This is a genomic window from Aerococcus sp. Group 1 (assembly GCF_000193205.1).
GTDB classification, from domain to species: domain Bacteria; phylum Bacillota; class Bacilli; order Lactobacillales; family Aerococcaceae; genus Aerococcus; species Aerococcus urinae_A.
Map to the genome: position 1 here is coordinate 1,800,218 of NC_015278.1, position 20,370 is coordinate 1,820,587.

Consider the following 20,370-nt stretch of genomic DNA (forward strand, 5'->3'; position numbering starts at 1 on the left):
TTGTTCAGCCATTTTATTGTTGTCCTCCTTGTGCTCCCAATTTATTGGATAGCCATGTTGATGTTCCATTAATAATTAAAACTAAGATCAGCAATACCACACCCGTTGCCATCGCTTCGTTACGGTGTAAGCCTTCAGTGGAAAGCACGAACATATGTAAGGCTAAGGTTCTCCCGGATGAAAAGAGTGATTTTGGTAAGCTAGTCGAAGTCCCTAAGGTATACATAAGAGCTGCCGTTTCACCTACGATACGCCCAATAGCCAAGATAACCCCTGATAAGATCCCTGGCATAGCCACTGGTAAAACGATCCTAAAGATGGTCCGTAACTTGCCTGCCCCTAAGCCATATGAGGCAAAGCGTAAGCTATCGTTAACTGACATTAAACCTTCTTCGGTATTACGGATAATTAAGGGTAATACCATGATTGCCATGGTTAAAATCCCGGCTAAAACGGAATACTGGAATTGTGCTGCCAAAACAAAGGCAAGCATACCGAATAAACCATACACAATGGAAGGTACCCCTGTCAAGGTATCTGTAGCAATTCGAATGGCTTCCACCCATTTATTATTTTTACCAGCATATTCTACCAAGTAGAAGCCAGCAAAGACTCCTAAAGGCACTGCAATGAGTAAGGAACCTAGAACAATGTAAATGGTGGTGATGATAGAAGGCATCATCGACACATTCTCAGTGGTATAATTCCAAGCAAATAGTTCTGGTGATAAATAAGGAACCCCTTTTACTAGAACATAGAGAATAATGAAAAATAACCAACCAAAAGTAAATAAGGTAAAGAGATAAGTCAAAGCACGTAGTAATTTATCTGCCATTAGTGGTTGCCTCCTTTACGGTTTACAATAGCTAGTACACCATTGATGATTAAGATAACCACAAATAAGACTGCCCCTGTCGCGATCAGGGCATCACGGTGAGTCCCAGAAGCATAAGCCATTTCTAACATAATGTTAGTGGTCATGGTTCTGACCCCTTTGAAGAGGCCTTGTGGGAAAATGGCCTGGTTACCAGCAACCATAATTACCGCCATGGTTTCTCCCACCGCACGACCAATACCTAAGATAACCGCCGCAAGAACCCCTGACCGAGCCGCTGGCAACATAATCCGATAAGCTGTTCGATCATGGGTCGCTCCCAGACCAACAGAGGCTTGATAGTAGGACTTAGGAACCGCTCTTAGGGATGATTCAGAAGTGGTAATAATGGTTGGTAAAATCATAATTCCTAAAACTAAACCCGCTGTAAAAACGCTCATCCCGGTGCTTGAAATGCCTAGAGACTGGCAAAAACTACGAACAGCTGGAACCAGAACCACTAAGCCAAAATACCCATAGACAATGGAAGGAATCCCGGCCATCAAGTTAACAGCAGGTTTCAACCAGGTATGGAGTTTCTTGGGACAATAGAAGGCCATAAAGACCGCAGTAAAAATTCCTGCAGGGACACCAATAGCAATCGCTAAGAGAGTCACATAAAAAGAACCAACAATCATTGGAGCAATTCCAAAGTTTCCCTGACGCGGGCGCCAGCTAGAACCAAACAAGAAGTTTCCTAGTCCATAATCCGACAAGAAAGGAATACTTCCCGCAAAAATGAAATAACAAATAGCTAATAATGCTAAAATTGAAACAGCCGCACAGATGAAAAAGATCCATTTCATGACGACTTCTAAAGTATTCTTCTGCATTTTTTTCTCCCTTTAAAATTCTTCTACTAAGCTATTATATTATAAAGGGCCAGCAATAAAAAGGGCTACCTCTAGTTAAAGGAGTAGCCTCTTTTTACTAATCGCTATTATTGATTTAGCTCTGACCAGTCAAGAATTTCTCCTGTATAAATTCCTCTAATTTGGTCTACAGATAAATCATCTGTTGGGTTTTCCTTGTTGACGATTACTGCAATACCATCTTTAGCAATTGCTTCAGCTGTTACACCAGTTTCGTCTTCTTTTAATTCACGAGAAGCCATACCGATATCAGCTGTACCTTCTTGAGCACCGGTAATCCCTGCACCAGAACCATTTTGGGTAATGTTAATTTGAACATTTGGATTCTTTTCTTCATAAGCTTCTTTTAGTTTTTCCATAACCGGACCAACAGAAGTTGAACCAGCGATATTAATGTTACCACTCGCAGAACCATCACCGCTATATGCTTCAGCGTCAGACTTCACAGGAACATAACCATTTTCTAAGACAATGTCTTGCCCTTCTTTAGAGAAGATAAAGTCATGGAAGTCTTTAGCTGCGCCTTCTAATTCACCAGGGTAAACAATGTTGAAAGAACGAGCAATCTTGTAGCTGTCATTGGCAACATTTTCTTCAGTTGCTTCGACACCGTCAATCTTCAAGGCTTTCACGGTATCGTTCATGGAACCAAGGGAGATGTATCCAATGGAGTATGTATCTCCAGCTACATAGGAAATCACTTGGTCAGTACCGTTTTGCACTAAAGCAGACGCTACTGGTTCTTCAAAATCGATGATTTCTTGGAAAGCATCACGGGTCCCGGAACCTTCTTCACGAGTGGTTACGTTAATAGTACCTGAGAAGTCAGCAGCTGATTCACTACCACCATCTGCAGTATTTGAGCCTTCAGAACCGCCGTTGCCCCCATTGCCACAAGCAGCTAAAGTAGCTGTTACACCTAAAGCCATAACTAACTTACCTAGTGGTTTGAATTTCAATGCCATTAAACAATCTCTCCTTCTGATTGATAAAATATAGCCATCATCGATGACCGTTTTTTTCTTACTATATCCATTATAGCTCCCTAATGTAAAAATAATGTTAGGGTTTAGCCTTTTTTGCTGATTTTTGTAAAATTTATGTAAATTTTGTGTAAATTTTTCCTTTTTATAAATTATATTTTAAATGATCAAAAAGACAAAAGCAGCCAATTCCTTTCACTTAAAAGTCATTGACTGCTCTAGTTTGTTCTTTATTAAAATATTATTTATCGGTATTTTTCTGCTATTGAAATCCGGCCCAAAAAAACTTAATTTCTATTCACTATCAGCAGACAGGGAGGCGTCTGCTTCTGTTTCTAGTAAACTTTTATCGTTTTTAGGCAAATAGACTGTAAACGTCGATCCCTCATTGAGTTCGCTGACCACATCAATCTTTCCACTCATTGATGCGACTAAATTTCGGACAATAGACAGGCCAAGACCAGTCCCACCAGAAGCAGTTGACCGGGTCTTGTCTACCCGATAGAAACGTTCAAAAATCCGAGGGATATCTTCGTCAGGAATGCCAAGACCATTATCTCTTATAGCAACAACAACATATTTATCATCCTCAGTCACTGTAGAACTAATCCAAACTTGACCTCCCTCAGCCTTGTTGTATTTGATCGCATTGTTGATTAAATTGGTCAAAATCTGCTTTAAGCGCATTTCTTCGGTAGTAAAACGAATGCCTGCTTCAAGATCATTATCATAGTGGACTTCCACTCGATTTTCGCTGGCAGGAATTTCTAAAGAATGAACGACTTCAGCAATCACACGGTTCAGTTGCACTGTTTCACTACGGTGACCGAGTTGGTCTTGCTCAATCTTAGCCAAATCTAAAATATCATTAATGAGAAAACCCAGTCGGTTAGCTTCCCGGTTCATAATCTCGACAAATTCTCGAGCGGTATCCTCATCTTCTAAGGCCCCATCAAGTAAGGTTTCCGTAAAGCCTTTTAAGGCGGTGACAGGTGTCTTTAATTCGTGGGAAGCATTGGCAATGAAATCAGAGCGCACTTTTTCTAAACGGCGAATTTCAGTAATATCATAGGCTAATACCACTACCTGCTCACTGATTCCAGAGACATTGGCCTTCTTAGGAACATAGAGAATATTAACATCCAAAATCAATTCCTTAGGATAATAGAGGTAAACTTCATCGTTAACATTTTCTTTGGTGGAGTAGCAGGTTTCTATCATTTGTAAGAGCCGATAGCCTGTCAGCACTTCTTCATATTTATGATTGATCACATTATCATCTAAATCAAAAATACTATAGGCTGCCTTATTAGCCACTTTAATCCGGTGTTTTTTATCAATCATTAAAACCCCCACCACCAGATAGTCCATCAGGAGTTGTAAACGTTCCTCCTGCATGGAAATTTGGATATCTTGCCGGGACAAATTGCTGGCTAGATCATTGATATCGTCTCCCAACTCGTCAATTTCAGCCACTCCCAGCTGATTATAACGAATCGAGTAGTCACTTTTAGACAATCGACCGACCACGTCGGAAATGGAATAGATGGGTTGGGCAATCTTTTTAAAGTAATAGGACAGAATCGCTAAAAGGATTAAGACCATGACCACCGACCCACCGACAGACACGATCAATAAGCGGTTTTGTGCCTCTGTTATATCGTTAACATTCCGCAGAACTCGGATTGAAGCGATGGGCTGGTGGTTCTTATTCTTGATCAAGCCAGTGTATTCATAGGTGGTCATATCTTCTTCATTTTCAAACTCGGTAAAGGCTAAATTCTTATCTAAGGCCTGCTTCCCCGCTTCGGTAAAGGGAATATTGGCTAAGAGTTTATTACCAAACGAGAGAACTTCCTTATGGTTAGCGTCATAAATAGACACCCGTTCCATAGGGTTAAGGGTATTCATAATTTCCTGCTGGGCATCAAACCAAGCAGAACTATTGTTCACCACATCTTCTGCGGTCAAGTTCTTAGTGATGCGCTCAACCGAATGGACTGTATCCCGCATGGATTCTTGGGTTTCCTGCTGGACAGTGACTTGAACAACTTCGTTAGCATTATAAGCAAAAAGAAAACTATATAAAATAAACAACAGTGAAAACACTGTTGTTATGATTAAAGTTAAACGTTTCATGCTTTGGGCACCTCAAATTTATAGCCAAAGCCTCTAACCGTAATGATGTATTCAGGATTTTTAGGATCCTTTTCAATCTTTTCCCGTAAGTGACTGATATGCACATCCACTAAGCGGGAACCTACCGAGTAATCAAAATCCCAAATCTTGGATAAGAGAATTTCCCGAGAAACAATCCGGTCGACCCGTTCAGCTAAATAAGTTAAGAGTTCAAATTCTTTCTTTGTCATATCTACCGCTTGCCCATGGGCAGTAACAGAAAAGTCACTCTTATTAATAGTGATATCGCCTACCTGGATCACTGATTCCTCTTCCCCGGCTGGGTCTTGGTCAGCTTCCTTCTTGTCTTCCTGGTCACTAGCCACTTTACCATAATCACGTGACCGACGTAAGATGGCCTTCATTCGCGCGACTACTTCTCGCGGACTAAAGGGTTTTGTCATATAATCGTCCGCTCCCAGTTCAAGGCCAATAATTTTTTCTAATTCATCATCCTTGGCAGTTAGCATCAAGATCGGTGTATTTACCTTATCTTGACGCAATTGCTTACATACATCCATTCCATCCATGGAAGGAAGCATCAAATCTAATATAATAAAATCAAAGTTTTTCTCGCTTGCAAGATCATAGGCTGCCTTACCATCAGCCGATGAAGTGACCTCATAGCCTTCTTTAGATAGGTTATATTCTAACAACTTCCGAATTGATTCTTCGTCATCCACGACTAGAACTTTCTTCATGAATAAGCCTCCCCCTTGTTATCAATCATCAGTTCTTATTGTAGCAAAAAAATATCTGAAAAAGAACTCTCTAACATTTTCTTCTTAATCCTGATTGATAGTCTCTTTGAGATAGGCATCGATAAAACCATCGATATTGCCATCCATCACCTTACTGGTATCGCCTTCTTCATAATTCGTCCGATGGTCTTTGACCATTTGGTAGGGGTGGAAAACATAAGAACGAATTTGAGAACCCCAGGCGATCTCAGACTTTTCGCCCCGAATTTCATCAAGTTCTTGGGCGTTCTTTTCTTCTAATAAACGGGCGAGTTTGGCTTGCAACGTTTTCATAGCGGTTTCCCGGTTTTGTAATTGTGAGCGTTGACTTTGTGAGGAAACCACAATCCCAGTTGGAATGTGGGTAATGCGAACAGCTGATGAGGTTTTATTAATATGTTGACCCCCAGCACCAGAAGCACGAAAAACATCGATCCGCAAGTCATCATCATTGATTTCTATTTCCGTATTCTGGTCAATCTCAGGCATGACTTCCACTGAAGCAAAGGAAGTATGCCGGCGCTTGTTGGAGTCAAAGGGAGAAATGCGAACCAAGCGGTGGATGCCGTGCTCCGATTTTAATAAGCCATAAGCATTATTGCCTTTAATTTCAAAGGTAGCCGACTTGATCCCCGCTTCATCGCCTGCCTGGTAGTCAAAGAGATTAAAAGTAAAATCATGACTATCCGCCCAGCGTTGATACATCCTAAGCAGCATGCTGGCCCAGTCTTGAGACTCAGTTCCTCCCGCCCCAGGATGAATATCTAAAATAGCCGATGCCTTGTCGTGGGGGCCATTGAGTAACATATGGCGCTCATAATCCTCCATCTCTTCCTGGAAGGCGAGCACTTGGTCTTCAAAGTCCTGGTAGAGCTCTTGGTCAGCCTCTTCCTCTGTAAGTAAGTCATCATAAGCCTGTAAGTCTTCGTAAGTTGACAGTAATTTATGGTAGGTATCATAAACCGCCTTGACTTGATTATTTTCATTGATTACTTCCTGGGCCTGGCTGGGGTCGTCCCAGAAATCAGGGGCTAACATGCGGTCTTGATATTCAGCTAATTGAGCTTCTAACTCCTCTAAGTCAAAGAGACCTCCCGAAGCTGGCTAATTGTTCTTGGTTTTCTGCTAATAGATGACGTAATTCACTAATTTCCATCGAACTACTCCTTTATAAAAAATCCTTAATTTTAAATTAAGTAATAAGAAAACAAGGACTGTAAGCCTCACGAGCCCAGTCCTTCCCTCCTAATCGTTAAACGTGTTCCAAGTGCGAGGCAAGCGTCCACTTCATTAAATGGCGACGAATTCTTTATGAGAATTCTTTCGCCCTTTAGCTCCAGTGTTCTTGCCTTATAACGCGCTTGTCGCACTCTCTTCAGTTGAGTTCGTACGCCAGCCTTGAAATTGCTTCAGGAAATTCCAACGCACAGATAGTTGAGTTCGGAAGGGTGAGGGGATGTCCTTTCTCACATCCTTATAGCTGTGCTTATAGTATTTTCCTCCAGCAATTCAAGTCTCTGACGGCGTCCTCACATCCTTTTTAAACCTGTTCCAAGCGCGAGGTGAGCTCCATTTCAGAAGTTTACGCAAATCCTCTTTGAGGATTTACTGCAAACTTCTTCCAATGGACTCCCCTCTTTTTGCGCTTGTCACACTCTATTCAAACCTGTTCGGTGACAAAAGTGAACTCCGCTTCAGAAATATTTGTCAATCCTCTTTAAGGATTTCCGCATATTTCTTCCAGCCTTTCACTTTTTTCACGCCGCCTCACACTCTTACTTAAACTTGTTGTCTTTGTAGGTTTTGACGGATTTCAGAATTCATAAAGATCCGACTGGCATCGTATTCAATGCCAGAAATCATATCATTGAAGCGTTCATAACCTTCAGTTTGGTATTCCACTAGTGGGTTATTTTGCGCATAGGCTCTTAGCCCTACCCCTTGACGTAATTGATCCATGGCATCAATATGGTCGGTCCAACGGGTGTCAACTGCCCGCAGAATAACCACCTTTTCAAATTCCAAGATCAGATCAGGGTTAGCAATATTCTCTAACTTTTCTTGGAAGCGTTGGCGAGCTTTATCGGTAATGAATTGCTTGAGCTCGTCTTGAGACTTACCTTGTAAATCACTGGATTGGATAGCGTCAGAATGTAAGATCTCAGTAGACACTTGGTCATAGAGGGCTTCTAAGTTCCACTCTTTTTCCGTTCCAGCAGTGTACTGTTCTACCATTCGCTCAACGGTACGTTCAATCATTGCCCACATGATATCATTGAGGGATTCTTTCTCATCGATAATTTGTTGACGTTGGCTATAGATGATTTCCCGTTGTTCACGCATGACTTCGTCGTATTCTAAAACACTCTTACGGGTATCGTAGTTATTACCTTCTACCCGTTTTTGAGCAGATTCCACTTGGCGAGTCAGCATGGGATTTTCAATTGAGACATCATCATCCTCTAAGTGGAGGTTTTCCCAAATCGCTTTCACCCGGTCAGAACCAAAGCGACGCATCAAGTCATCTTCTAAAGATAAGTAGAAGCGAGAGAAACCTGGGTCTCCTTGCCGGCCAGAACGGCCCCGCAACTGATCATCAATCCGGCGTGATTCATGGCGTTCCGTCCCAATAACCGCTAGACCGCCCAGGTCTTTAACGCCAGGTCCTAATTTAATGTCGGTCCCACGACCAGCCATATTGGTGGCAATAGTTACGGCGCCTTCTTGTCCTGCTTGGGCAATGATTTCAGCTTCACGGGCATGGTTTTTAGCGTTTAAGACATTATGTGGAATGTTCCGTTCACTGAGCATCCGTGAAAGTAATTCCGAGGTTTCCACTGCCACAGTCCCTACCAAAACAGGTTGACCCTTTTTGTGGCGAGTCTCAATTTCATCGGCTACCGCACGGAACTTGGTCATCAAGTTAGGGTAAATCTTATCCAAGGCATCTTCTCTTTGCACCGGACGGTTGGTAGGAATTTGAATAACATCCATATCATAGATTTCACGAAATTCTTGTTCTTCGGTTTTAGCTGTCCCGGTCATCCCAGCTAATTTGTCGTACATACGGAAATAATTTTGGAAGGTAATGGTGGCCATGGTTTTGGATTCATTTTGAATGGGAACATTTTCCTTGGCTTCAATCCCTTGGTGGAGGCCATCTGAGTAGTGCCGTCCTTCCATAATCCGCCCGGTAAAACCATCCACAATCTTAACTTCATCATCTTGAACCACGTAATCAATATCACGGATCATAATGTAGTTAGCCCGTAAGGCGGTATCAATGTGGTGGATAAGCGGACCGTTTTCCACATCATAAAGATTATCTAAATGGAAGACAGATTCCGCCTTATCGACACCTTGTTCGGTCAGACTAATGGTTTTTGATTCAATATCAATGACATAGTCTTCTTCCTCTTTCAAGGATTTTACAAAATAATCAGCCCGTTGGTAAAGTGCAGTTGACTGTTCGGCCTGTCCAGAAATGATCAAAGGTGTCCGGGCCTCATCAATTAGAATGGAGTCTACCTCATCGACAATGGCATAATGCAAGGGACGTTGAACCATTTGCTCTTTATAAACGACCATGTTGTCACGTAAATAGTCAAATCCTAATTCGTTGTTGGTGGAATAAGTCACATCACAGTGGTAGGCCGCGCGTTTTTCTTCGGCGGTTAGGTCATTAGTATTTAAACCAACTGTGAGGCCTAGGAATCGATAGACTTCTCCCATATCAACCGAGTCACGACGGGCTAGGTAGTCGTTGACTGTTACCACATGAACCCCTTTACCTTCTAAGGCATTGAGGTAAACTGGCATGGTCTCCGTCAAAGTCTTCCCTTCCCCGGTTTTCATCTCAGCAATATTCCCATAATGCAGGGCTAAGCCCCCCACGATTTGGACATGGTAGGGATATAAACCTAAAACCCGTTTAGCGGCTTCCCGAACAGTGGCAAAGGCTTCGACTAAGATGTCTTCTAAGCTCTCCCCATAAGCGAGACGCTCACGAAAAGAAGTTGTTTTTGCCCGTAATTGTTCATCAGAATACTCACTGTATTTATCAGCAAGTGCTTCCACTTTTTTTGCTTGTTTATTAAAACGTTTTAATTCTCTTTTATCGTTATCAAACATTTTTCTTAAAATGTTGGCCATGGAATTCTCCTTAATCTACTCGTATTCCTTGCATAAATAAGGTATCTTTATTATTCTAGCATTTTTTTATAGCTATGAAAACAAGAAAAACTTTCCCCATTGATTGTAACAGAAGCAGCTCGTCTCGGCTAAATGAAATCGTTTTTTATATTCTAGCGGCCCCGTTCTTTTCAGCTTCCGCCAGCTAGTCAGAAGAGATTTCCCTGGTAAACTTTAAGTCTTTCCATTCAAAAAAGCTGGATCAGAGTGACCCAGCTTTTGACTTAAAAATCTCTTATTCGTTAACGATGTCTTTTTCGATTTCGATTAAACCGTACTTACCGTTATGGCGTTTGTAAACTAAGGACACGCTTTCACTTTCAGCATCTTCATAAATAAAGAATGAGTGTCCTAACATTTCCATTTGTAAGACCGCTTCTTCTGCGCTCATTGGTTTTACCGCAATACTCTTGGTGCGGACAATTTCAATATTGCTGTCATTGTCATCTTTACTGTCTTCTTGATTGTTTTCAGTAAACATCACGTCAGAAATGCCTTTTTCACGTGATTTGCGGTTAATCCGAGTTTTATATTTCTTCACTTGGCGTTCGAGTTTATCAACCACTAAGTCAATGCTACCGTAAAGGTCTTGTGAGGTTTCTTCAGCCCGTAAGGTTAAACGTGGTAGGGGAACGGTAACTTCTGCTTTAGCCTCTCCGTTTTGGTAGACTTTGGCATTCACATAGACGGTTGTATCCGGAGCGTCTTTAAAGTATTTCTCGATTTTTGAAATCTTATTCTCTGCATAATCACGGATAGCAGGAGTGATTTCAATATTTTCTCCGCGAACATTGTAAGTAAACATAATTACTCATCCTTCCTAAGCCAAACTTCGTCTGGCAGAAGCCCTTAATAAGCTTCTTCTTACTACTTATATTATATGTTAGATAGCGCTTTAATTCAAGTCATAAGGAGTTTTCCCTAACGTCCCAGCGTGAGTGACGCGATTTCTTCTACCCCAAAAGATTCTAAAAAACGGGCCACTTGGTGGATCGTCGCACCGGTTGTATAGACATCATCAAAGAGAAGAATTTTTTGAGGAAGTGGTCCTTCAGTCAAGCGTTCAATCTGGCGTTGGTTAGCTAAGCGCTCTTGACGGTTCAACTGGGCCTGTTTCTTTTTGGATCCAGCTAGGTGGATTAAGCGTTGGTAGGGAATACCCGCCTGGTCCAAAATAAGCTCACTTTGATGAAAACCACGTTTTTTAAACTTTGCACTTGAGCCAGGGATGGCTAACCAGGTGTATCCGGGATAGTCGCCTCTAATCTTTTTGAGTTCTTGAGTAAATAAGCCGGCCACCCTGACATCGCCCTTACTTTTCAGGGTATGTAGCCAGTCTTTAAAAACAGCATTATAGGCGCAGAGCGAGTAATTACGAAAGTACCAGCCATCCTCCCTTTGCCAGGTCAAACAGTCAGGACAGTAGTCCCCTCCCTCCCATTCCCGGCTACATTGCTGACAACGCGGCCCCTTTAAATAATGAAAGGCCTCTTGGCAAGTTGGACAGATAATAATAGGCTCCCAGCTCTTCCAGGCGAAGAATTCTTTTAAGCTAAGCTTTTCCTGGAAACTTTCTTGACACAATAAGCACTCACTCATCAATCAAGCCCCGCTTCCTAGCTTCTTGATTTAGCCAGAGAATCTGCTTGACCGCTTGCAAGCTGGCCTTGGTTTTCCCCTCATGAAGGAAATACACCTGCCCGCTGGCTTGGTCAGGTTTTCGTCCTACCCGTCCAGCAATCTGAACTAAGGAGGAGGTGTTAAAGACCCGGTCCTCACTCCCTAAGACAATGACGTGAATTCCAGGAAAGGTCACGCCCCGCTCTAAAATAGTAGTAGTCAGTAAAAACTGATAAGTCTGTTCACGCATGGCAGCTACCTTTTCAATCCGATCGGGATCTTTAGAGGAAACACTGGTAAAGCTTACTTGCTTAAAATGCTTATGGAGAATTTTTTCGAGTTCTTCCATCAAGGCGATATGGGGAAGGAAGAGTAAAAAAGACTCGCCCTTCTTCAAAAAAGACTTGATGGTTGACCCTAATACGCCCGGCAAGCGCCCCTTAGCAATAGCTTGTCGCCAATTGCCCACCCAGCGGTGCTTAGGAACCGGGAGAGGATGGCGGTGGTAGCGGGCTGGCAGGATAGAAGCGGCAACTTTTTCCTGCTTGATAGCCCTTTGCTGGTCTCTTGAAGGGGTGGCCGTGAGTTCCACTCGCACGCCGGTGTCTTTAACTGCTCGCCGACTAGCTGCCTCTAATAAAGGGTCACCATGGTAGGGAAAAGCATCGACTTCATCAACAATTAAAAGATCAAAGGCCTGGTAAAAGCGCAGTAACTGGTGGGTCGAAGCAATAGTCAAGGGGCTAAGCCGGTAGGGGTGGTCCACCTTGCCATGGAGGAGGAGAATATCAATATCCGGAAAGGCAGCTTGAAAGCGGGGAAATAACTCATTACAGACATCGACCCGAGGCGTAGCCAAGGCGATACGCTGACCCTGACGGAGGGCATAGTCCACTAGGGGAAAAATCATCTCTGTTTTCCCTGCTCCAGTGACCGCCCAAACCAAGTGATCCCGCCCCGCTTGATAGGAAGTCAGTAATTGTTTAGCACACTGCTCTTGCTGGGGCGATAGGGTCCCGGGCCATTCTAGGTAAGTTTGCTCCCGACATAAGTCTCTAAAGTAAAAGTGAGGGTCTAGGTCATAATAAAGCCGGTCGCAGGTCCTTAATTTGGCGAAGGCCAGGCAATTTAAACAATAAAAACAGAGGCCGTCACAAAGACAAGGATTAGGCTGAAAAGCCAGCTGGTTAAAACAACGTTGGCAAATTAATTGCTTTCCCTCAGCTTTAATCGCTGGGAGACTAGGAATACTGTTTAAATCAAGGTTATCGGGCAGCTCACTCGCCGCCAGCAGCCGTCCTAAAAGTAAGTCTTGCACGCTTATTCATCCTCCTTTCATCACCTGACTAAACTATTCATCCGTAATTTATAGCCAAATTCCCCTCTCAATTGACGAATAAAAGGAGACTTTTGAAGTTTAGACCTGCTTTAGTTACAATAAGGAGAAAATAAACAGAAACGAGCTGAGCCATCAATGATTGAATACCGTACCATTAAATGTGCTGGTGAACATGAAATAGAAATCAAAAAATCACGCTTTATTTGTCGGATTCAGCGTGCCTACACGAAGGAAGAAGCCGACGCTTTTGTTGAAGAAGTCAGAAAAGAACATTATAAGGCCACCCACAACTGTGTCGCCTACCAAATCGGTGAGCATAATGAAATTCAAAGGGCCCTCGATGATGGTGAACCCAGCGGAACAGCTGGAGTGCCCATGCTGGAAGTCCTAAAAAATATGGATTTAAAAAACGTTGCCTGTGTGGTTACCCGGTATTTTGGGGGCACCAAATTGGGAACTGGCGGTCTAGTCCGTGCCTATAGCGGTGCCGTTTCCGAAGCTGTCCACCAGATTGGTGTGGTTGAACGCCGCTTGCAAACCCAAGTCGATGTGACTATCGATTATTCCCTCAATGGCAGTATGGCCTACTGGGTGGAAAACTCCCCCTATTCTCTCCTAGACACCACCTACTTGGAAAAAGTGACCTATCACTTAGGCGTTCCGAGCCAAGAAGTGGACAAACTCCAAGAAGAACTCACCAACCTTACTGCTGCCCAAGCCAGCTTTCATATTGGTGAAGAGGTCTATGTGGACGTACCTGTCCCGGTCGATACTGATCAATAAAGAAATAAGCCTGATCTTACCCCAGGGGGTGAAATCAGGCTTACTTGCTGCCAATTTTTAACTGACTAAAAAATTTTTCCTCCAAAAAACACCCAGCCGCTAAATATGGTGACCCCAATAAGTTGGACTTTATATATAGTGAGTTGGCCTTTGGCCAGCTCTTTTTTGTTGCTTACAGTTCTTGCTTATTTCTTGCCGACACATTTACTCAGAAATTTAAACTTGTCAAGAGGAAGAGCGTAGCGGCTCTTGATAAGTTTAAAGTTTATGTGTAATCATTAAGCGGCGAAAGAAGCGTGATGAAGACGAAATTCTATAGGACTCCTAAAATCTAATTTTTCTTTGATTCTTTCACCATTGTAATAGATTATAAAATCTTCAATCGCTTGTGCTAATTCTTCAAAGGAATGATAAGTCCGACCATAGTAGACTTCTTGTTTTAGTAGACTAAAGAAATTCTCCATTGGCGAATTATCTAAGCAATTTCCTTTACGAGACATACTTTGAAAAATTCGGTGATCCTTCAAGAGCCGGGTGTAACTTTTCATTTGATAGGCCCAGCCCTGATCAGAATGAAAGGTTCTTCTGTATGGACATAATTTACTTGCTTCAATGGCAGCTTGTAGCCCCTCCAACATGCTTTGTCCATTAGGCTGATGTGTTATCTTAAAAGAAATAATTTCTCGATTAAATAGATCCATGTAAGGATCTAAATAGAGTTTTCCAGTTTGATAATTCCCAGAATCATCGGCATAGTAGTATTTAAATTCTGTTGTGTCTGTTGTTATTTTTTGATAAGGAATGGTCGAATCAAACCGCCGGTTGATACGATTTGGCGCTATCTCTCCAATCGTTCCTTTGTAGGAATTATATTTTCTTGTCTTTCTAGTATAGCTAGTGACCTGTATCCCCATAATTTTCATTAGGCGTTGAACTTTGTTTTTACTGACCTTATAACCACGGGAAAGCAGTTCAGCTCGCATTCTTCGATAACCATAATCCTTATGGGTTTCTCTGATGTCTTTCATTTCCTCTTTTAAATCGGCATCCTTATCAATTTCCTCATCTTTATTTTTCCAATAAAAGTAGGTCGATTTAGGAAACTTTAAAACGCTAAGAATATCTTTTAAAGCATATTTTTCATCATGGAGACGTGTGATTTCGGTCACTATTTCTTCTTTTCTCGCTTGACTCTTTGAGCCACACGTCTCCTCAATCCTTTTAAAAATTTGTTCTCAATTTCTAAATCCGTAATCCGTTGTTCAAGTTCCTTTATTTTTGCTTCACTTAACTGATTGGTTTCGCTGCTATCCTTTATTTGATTGATTTGTGATTTCTTTTTAGACACTTTAGGTGGCCTTCCTTTCCTCGCGGAAAGGCCATCAAGTCCTCTTTCATGATAAGCTCTTCGCCAATTAGCGATTAGACTTGGATTATTCATGTTTAATGAATTGGCCAATTCGCGATAACTCATTTCCGTACTTTCATACAATTCTATCGCATTTAATTTGAATTCAACAGTATAAACCTGTTGAGTCCGCCTTTTCTTTAAACCATCTACACCAAATTCATAATAGTTATTAACCCACCTTCGTAAAATAGAAGGATCTATTCCTGCTTTATTAGCTAAGGTTCGATAACTTCCTTTTTCGCAATATAGTCTCCTACTAAATTCAGTTTAAATTCTAATGAATATTTAGACATAAAAATAACCCCCAAAAGTTGAATTCTTAGTCCAACTTTTGGGGGTCACTACAAAAAGCTGGGTGTTTTCCTTCCAATAAATTTAGTGGAGCTGCTTGGTTAAGGCCGCTAATTTTTCTGAGGCTGTCTTTCCTTCATCTTTTAAGACCTCTTTTTCAGACAAGATAAAGGAGCCCCCCACTGCCAATACGGCATCATTGGCTAAATAGTCGGTGAAGTTATCATTATTGACCCCGCCAGTGGGGATGAATTGAATATCAAAGAAAGGTCCTGCTAAAGACTTAATCGCTGACAGCCCCCCATAGACATTGGCTGGGAAGAATTTCACCACGTCAAGGCCTAAATCCATGGCTTGCATGATTTCACTTGGAGTAACTGCTCCGGGGAAAACAGGAATATCTTCCTTCAAACAATAGTTGACCACTTCAGTCGATAAACCAGGACTGACAATAAATTGCGCGCCATGGTCAACGGCGTCCTTGGCGGTATCCAAGTCACGGACTGTGCCTGCTCCCACAACTAATTTTCCCCTATCCGACAATTGCTGGATGGCTTGAGAAGCCAGGTCACTGCGGTAGGTCACTTCGATAAAGGATAAGTTATTTTCGCTTAAAACCGCCTCAGCTAAGGCTACCGACCCTAAGTCATTGACCGTGTATAAGGGTAAGAGTTGCTCTTTACCCAATTGTTCTTTAAAAGTTTCTGCCATACCTAATGCCCTCCACTCATTGCAATTACGCTGCTTATTATTATTCAGTCTAACACGATTACTAGGATTTGCTAGAAAAAAGCCCCGGACTGCTTTATATTTTCTTGAAAACAAAAAAGCCCTTACAGATTTTGGGTAAGCATTGTAAGGGACTCACAGGCTTATTATAGCAGCTTGTTAACGCTTTCGCAAGCGATTTCATCACTTTATCAGTCATTTTAGAATTTTTATAAAGAAGACCACTAAATATAAAAGCTTAATTAAATTTTAAAAATAATCAGGCCGAGCCATCCAGGAAGTCTCAAGCTTAGTCAAATAGGTCAAAGAGCGCAGGAAAATTTCTTCCTTGGCCTTATCAATATCCTATGATAGAACACTTTTCGGACACAAGATATAGTGTTTACACTTATTTTTATAAGAAAACAGCACAATATATAGTTAGAGAGTAGGGATTACAATAGTGATAGTTTTTGCTGGAACCATCGGCGCAGGAAAATCGACCTATGCCGGAAAATTAGCTGAATATTTAGGCACAAAAGTATTTTACGAACCTGTCGAGGAAAACCCCATCCTTGATAAATATTACCAAGACCCCAAGAAATATGCCTTTTCCTTACAGATTTACTTTTTAAACCAACGTTTTAAAAATATTAAGGCAGCCTTTTTCGATAATAATAACGTTTTGGACCGTAGTATTTACGAAGACGAGCTTTTCACCTATTTGAATGTCTTAAACGGGAATATCTCTGAAGAAGAGTTTGCCATCTACCGTGACTTACTAGCCAACATGATGGAAGAATTAGACAGCCTACCTAAAAAGGCTCCTGACCTCTTAGTCTTTTTAGATAGTTCCCTAGACAACGCTGTCAAAAACATCAAAAAACGGGGCCGGGTTTATGAACAACCAAGTTCTGATAACGGCCTTTACGATTATTACCGTCAACTCCACAGCCACTATGGTCAATGGTATGCAGAATATGACCAGTCACCTAAAATGCGGCTAAATGTGGATAATTATGACATTCATCGCCCCCAAGACGCCCAAATTATTTTCGATAGCATTGGCACTTACTTAGAAAAAATTCAATAGAAAACGAGGAAAATATATGCAAGAACAAAACAAAGCCACTAAGACCCTGTCCTTAAAAGAATGTATTCACCGCGCCTTAAAACCACTCAACAAGGTGGAATTAGCCATCATCGCTTTTGGTTTTATCGTCTCCTTGGGATTTAATTTATACGGAATTATTACCAGTTTAACCAGCCAAGAATTTGACCTTAACATCCTTATGTCTCTAGGGATGAGTATCTTTGGATTTTTAGGCACTTGGACCTTAGCCATTCAATGGCAACCCACTTTTATCGTTAACGGGATTCAAAACATCTTCGGCATTGCCGCTGCCGCTATCCTAGGAATATACGGAGATATGTTTTCATCTATTTACTATCTCATCACCGAATTTGTTGGCCACTTCAGTTGGGCTAAACGTCGGGACGAAAATGGTGACCTCCACGTGGACCAATACTTTAATTTAAAAATAATTTGCCAAGCTGTCTTCTTCTGGACTATTGGTTTAGGGGCCTTCTCCTATGTATTGGGTGGCCAACAAATTGTCTTAGACGCCATCACTAACGGGATTTCCTTTACCGCCCAACAACGTCAAGTGACTGGTCACAAGGACGGCTACTATCTCTGGTTAATTAACGACGTCCTCTCTGTAATTCTTTGGTTACAAGCAGGCAACCTCATTGTTGGTTTCTCTTACCTAGGCATGTTAGCCCAAGGGATTGCCGGTTTAATTATCTGGTCTAAAGGCAAGAGCTCGGCCTTAGAATACGAAAACGAATGCATCGACTAAAAACTTGTCGCTTCCATCTTCAACAACACAATAAATAAAAAAGTGCAGCAAGCACAAAAGGATCACTGAGAAGTTCTGATCGCTCCTACTTCTCAAGCAAAGTCCTTTGGCTTGCTGCATTTTTGTTTTACTTATGTCTTTTTAATCGTTTATTCAGGATCGTCCACTTCTAAGTGCCAAATATCCTCATTATATTCCAAAATGGTACGGTCACTGGAGAAGTAGCCCGCTTCTGAAATATTGACTAGGACCTTATCCAACCAAGCTTCTTGGTCTTCATAGTCTTGGTACATCTTATCTTTGAGGGCAATGTATTCTTCTAAGTCAATCATCGCCATGAAGTAGTCCTTGTTCTTGATATCTTCATAGAGACGCCGTAATTGACTTTCGTGGCCTAAGCGAATCATTTCCGCACTCACAATAAAGTCGACCAGGGCTTTAATGGCGGGACGATTATAGTAATCTTGCGGATTATAGCCATTATTCGCATAGAGATCAATAATCTCATCACTAGACTTACCAAAGGTGTAGATGTTGTCTTCCCCTACCCGCTCAGCAATTTCCACATTCGCCCCATCCAAGGTACAAATGGTTAAGGCACCGTTGAGCATAAATTTCATATTACCCGTCCCACTCGCTTCTTTTGAAGCCAAGGAAATTTGTTCAGAAATATCAGCCGCCGGAATGAGGTATTCTGCTTCCGTGACATTATAGTTGGAAACAAACTCAACCTGTAAATAAGGAGCCACTTCAGGATCTTCCTTAATCAGTGCTGACAAGGTGAGAATTAAGTGGATAATATCTTGGGCAATGGTATAGGCTGGAGCGGCCTTGCCCCCAAAAAGAATGGTGATTGGGGTTTGGGGACGGTTGCCGTTCTTGATATCAAAATATTTGTAGATAATATAAAGGGCCAACATTTGTTGACGTTTATACTCATGGATCCGTTTAATTTGAACATCAATAATCGAATCTGGCTTAATCTCGATCCGTTTACTTACCCTTAAATGTTCCGCTAAACCTTCTTTATTGGCCTGCTTAATTTGGGCTAATTGATTCATGAAATCCTTATTATTCTTTTCTTTGCTTAAATCGCTAAGATCGGAGATCCCTTGATGCCATTGGTCGCCAATACTTTGGTCAATTAAATGAGCCAAACGCGGATTGGCAGCCATAATCCAACGTCTAAAGGTGATCCCATTAGTTTTATTGGAGAATTTTTCTGGGTAAATATCGGCAAAGGCCTTGAGCTCACTATTCACCAAGATCTGCGAATGTAAGCGGGCCACACCATTAGTCGAAAAGCCAAAGTGGATGGCAATGCTGGCCATATGGACCGTGTTCGAGCCATCGATAATCTCAACCACATGATTATCGGGAAACTCTTCCTTAATCTGACGGTCCAAGCGGCAAATAATATTAGCAATTTCCGGTTGAACGGCTTCAATATCTGCCAGTGGCCATTTTTCCAAGGCCTCACTTAAAATAGTATGGTTAGTAAAGGCGACTACCTGGCGGACAACTGCCACCGCTTCTTCAAAAGTAAAGTCATGGTCTTCAGTTAAGAGTCGGATTAATTCAGGAATAATGAAGGTAGGGTGGGTATCATTAATCTGGATGACCGCGTAGTCAGCTAAATCATGGAGATTGGACCCTCGATCCAAGGCTTCACGAATAATTAATTGGGCAGCATTAGACACCATAAAGTATTGTTGATAGATTCTCAGCATCCGTCCCACATGGTCAGAGTCATCAGGATAGAGGAAAAGGGTCAGGTTTTCAGGGATATTTTTCTTATCAAACTGGATAGTTCCCCATTGGATTAAATCAGAATTCACCGTGTCCAGGTCAAATAAGCGGAGGCGGTTACGTTCCCCTTTTTTAAAGCCGATAATATCAATCTCATATAAGGTAGAAGCGACTGGCCCATTTTTAAAGGGAACGGTAAAAGTGGTCTCAGTGCGGTTTAACCAAGTTCTCCCCCCTAACCAATCATCAGGCTTGGCGGTTTGCTGGTTATTATCAAAGAATTGACGGAAGAGACCGAAATGATAATTTAAACCAATGCCGTCCCCGTTCATGCCTAAGCTGGCAATAGAATCTAAGAAACAAGAAGCCAAGCGTCCCAACCCTCCATTACCGAGTGAAGGTTCTTTTTCTGCTTGTTCCACTTCCGTTAAAGATCGGCCGTGAGCCTGTAATTCTTCTTCAACTTGGTCATAGATCCCTAAGTTTAAGAGATTATTGACCAGTAATTTACCAATCAAGAATTCTGCCGATACATAATAAAGTTTTTTCTTACTGTGATTAGTGGCTAAGCCTTTGCTTTTATCTTTGATTAAATCGAGTAATAAATAATAAAGTTCCTGGTCACTAATATCTTCTATGGACTTATGAAATTGGTTTTTTGCCATAGCTGCTATTGTATTCATAGGTGGATCCTTTCTCGTACTTGGATAATAACAACTAAAAAGTTGTATCCACTTTAAAAAATTAAGTAATATACTATTAAAATAGC

At 41.7% G+C, this 20,370-nt stretch carries 15 protein-coding genes and 1 pseudogene; 3 read left to right on the forward strand and 13 right to left on the reverse strand.

The window, feature by feature from the left end:
* Positions 1-13: 13 nt before the first annotated feature.
* The 10 genes from pstA to HMPREF9243_RS08465 form a co-directional block, all read right to left on the reverse strand.
* The gene (gene pstA / locus HMPREF9243_RS08420) at positions 14-835 is read right to left on the reverse strand and encodes a phosphate ABC transporter permease PstA (protein WP_013668751.1); all 822 of its coding nucleotides are present in this window, start codon (positions 833-835) and stop codon (positions 14-16) included.
* The gene (gene pstC, locus HMPREF9243_RS08425) at positions 835-1,707 is read right to left on the reverse strand and encodes a phosphate ABC transporter permease subunit PstC (protein WP_013669875.1); all 873 of its coding nucleotides are present in this window, start codon (positions 1,705-1,707) and stop codon (positions 835-837) included. The genes pstA and pstC overlap by 1 nt, the downstream gene beginning before the upstream one ends.
* A 107-nt stretch (positions 1,708-1,814) precedes the next feature.
* On the reverse strand, positions 1,815-2,711 hold the full coding sequence (locus HMPREF9243_RS08430; RefSeq protein ID WP_013669265.1) for a substrate-binding domain-containing protein: 897 nt from the start codon (positions 2,709-2,711) through the stop codon (positions 1,815-1,817).
* Positions 2,712-3,023: 312 nt separating this feature from the next.
* On the reverse strand, positions 3,024-4,868 hold the full coding sequence (gene pnpS, locus HMPREF9243_RS08435) for a two-component system histidine kinase PnpS (RefSeq protein ID WP_013670021.1): 1,845 nt from the start codon (positions 4,866-4,868) through the stop codon (positions 3,024-3,026).
* Positions 4,865-5,608 (reverse strand): response regulator transcription factor, encoded by a 744-nt coding sequence (locus HMPREF9243_RS08440; protein WP_013669433.1) that lies wholly within the window; start codon positions 5,606-5,608, stop codon positions 4,865-4,867. The genes pnpS and HMPREF9243_RS08440 overlap by 4 nt, the downstream gene beginning before the upstream one ends.
* Positions 5,609-5,692: 84 nt before the next feature.
* Positions 5,693-6,803, reverse strand: a protein-coding gene (gene prfB, locus HMPREF9243_RS08445; RefSeq protein WP_155812009.1) for a peptide chain release factor 2 whose coding sequence is annotated in 2 segments (ribosomal slippage) — positions 5,693-6,730 and positions 6,732-6,803 — 1,110 coding nt in all. Because the reading frame shifts where the segments join, the coding sequence is not laid out codon by codon here.
* Between the two features lie 623 nt (positions 6,804-7,426).
* Positions 7,427-9,799: a preprotein translocase subunit SecA gene (gene secA / locus HMPREF9243_RS08450; protein ID WP_013669533.1), complete on the reverse strand. Its 2,373-nt coding sequence runs from the start codon at positions 9,797-9,799 to the stop codon at positions 7,427-7,429.
* A gap of 274 nt (positions 9,800-10,073) precedes the next feature.
* Entirely contained in the window at positions 10,074-10,643 is a 570-nt protein-coding gene (gene hpf, locus HMPREF9243_RS08455; protein WP_013668810.1) for a ribosome hibernation-promoting factor, HPF/YfiA family, read from the reverse strand.
* Between the two features lie 116 nt (positions 10,644-10,759).
* The gene (locus HMPREF9243_RS08460) at positions 10,760-11,437 is read right to left on the reverse strand and encodes a ComF family protein (RefSeq protein WP_013669542.1); all 678 of its coding nucleotides are present in this window, start codon (positions 11,435-11,437) and stop codon (positions 10,760-10,762) included.
* The gene (locus HMPREF9243_RS08465; RefSeq protein WP_013668679.1) at positions 11,430-12,776 is read right to left on the reverse strand and encodes a DEAD/DEAH box helicase; all 1,347 of its coding nucleotides are present in this window, start codon (positions 12,774-12,776) and stop codon (positions 11,430-11,432) included. The genes HMPREF9243_RS08460 and HMPREF9243_RS08465 overlap by 8 nt, the downstream gene beginning before the upstream one ends.
* 156 nt (positions 12,777-12,932) lie before the next feature.
* On the opposite strand from HMPREF9243_RS08465, the gene HMPREF9243_RS08470 reads away from it, so the two are divergent.
* Positions 12,933-13,580, forward strand: coding sequence for a YigZ family protein (locus tag HMPREF9243_RS08470; protein ID WP_013669435.1), 648 nt, complete (start codon positions 12,933-12,935; stop codon positions 13,578-13,580).
* 278 nt (positions 13,581-13,858) lie between these two features.
* On the opposite strand, the pseudogene HMPREF9243_RS10380 reads toward HMPREF9243_RS08470, so the two are convergent.
* Both HMPREF9243_RS10380 and HMPREF9243_RS08485 read right to left on the reverse strand, forming a co-directional pair.
* Positions 13,859-15,284: pseudogene (locus HMPREF9243_RS10380) on the reverse strand (IS3 family transposase).
* Between the two features lie 82 nt (positions 15,285-15,366).
* Positions 15,367-15,993 carry a bifunctional 4-hydroxy-2-oxoglutarate aldolase/2-dehydro-3-deoxy-phosphogluconate aldolase gene (locus tag HMPREF9243_RS08485; protein ID WP_013669039.1) on the reverse strand — a complete coding sequence of 209 codons (627 nt, stop codon included), beginning with the start codon at positions 15,991-15,993 and terminating at the stop codon, positions 15,367-15,369.
* A 460-nt stretch (positions 15,994-16,453) separates the two neighbouring features.
* Here HMPREF9243_RS08485 and HMPREF9243_RS08490 point away from each other — a divergent pair, with 460 nt between their 5' ends.
* On the forward strand, positions 16,454-17,083 hold the full coding sequence (locus HMPREF9243_RS08490; protein WP_013669753.1) for a deoxynucleoside kinase: 630 nt from the start codon (positions 16,454-16,456) through the stop codon (positions 17,081-17,083).
* A gap of 16 nt (positions 17,084-17,099) precedes the next feature.
* Positions 17,100-17,852, forward strand: coding sequence for a nicotinamide riboside transporter PnuC (pnuC, locus tag HMPREF9243_RS08495; protein WP_013669619.1), 753 nt, complete (start codon positions 17,100-17,102; stop codon positions 17,850-17,852).
* A 149-nt stretch (positions 17,853-18,001) separates the two neighbouring features.
* Here the strand turns inward: pnuC and HMPREF9243_RS08500 are convergent, their stop codons facing one another.
* A complete protein-coding gene (locus HMPREF9243_RS08500) occupies positions 18,002-20,284 on the reverse strand; it encodes a glycogen/starch/alpha-glucan phosphorylase (protein WP_013669874.1) in 2,283 nt (760 codons plus the stop codon).
* Between the last annotated feature and the right edge of the window lie 86 nt (positions 20,285-20,370).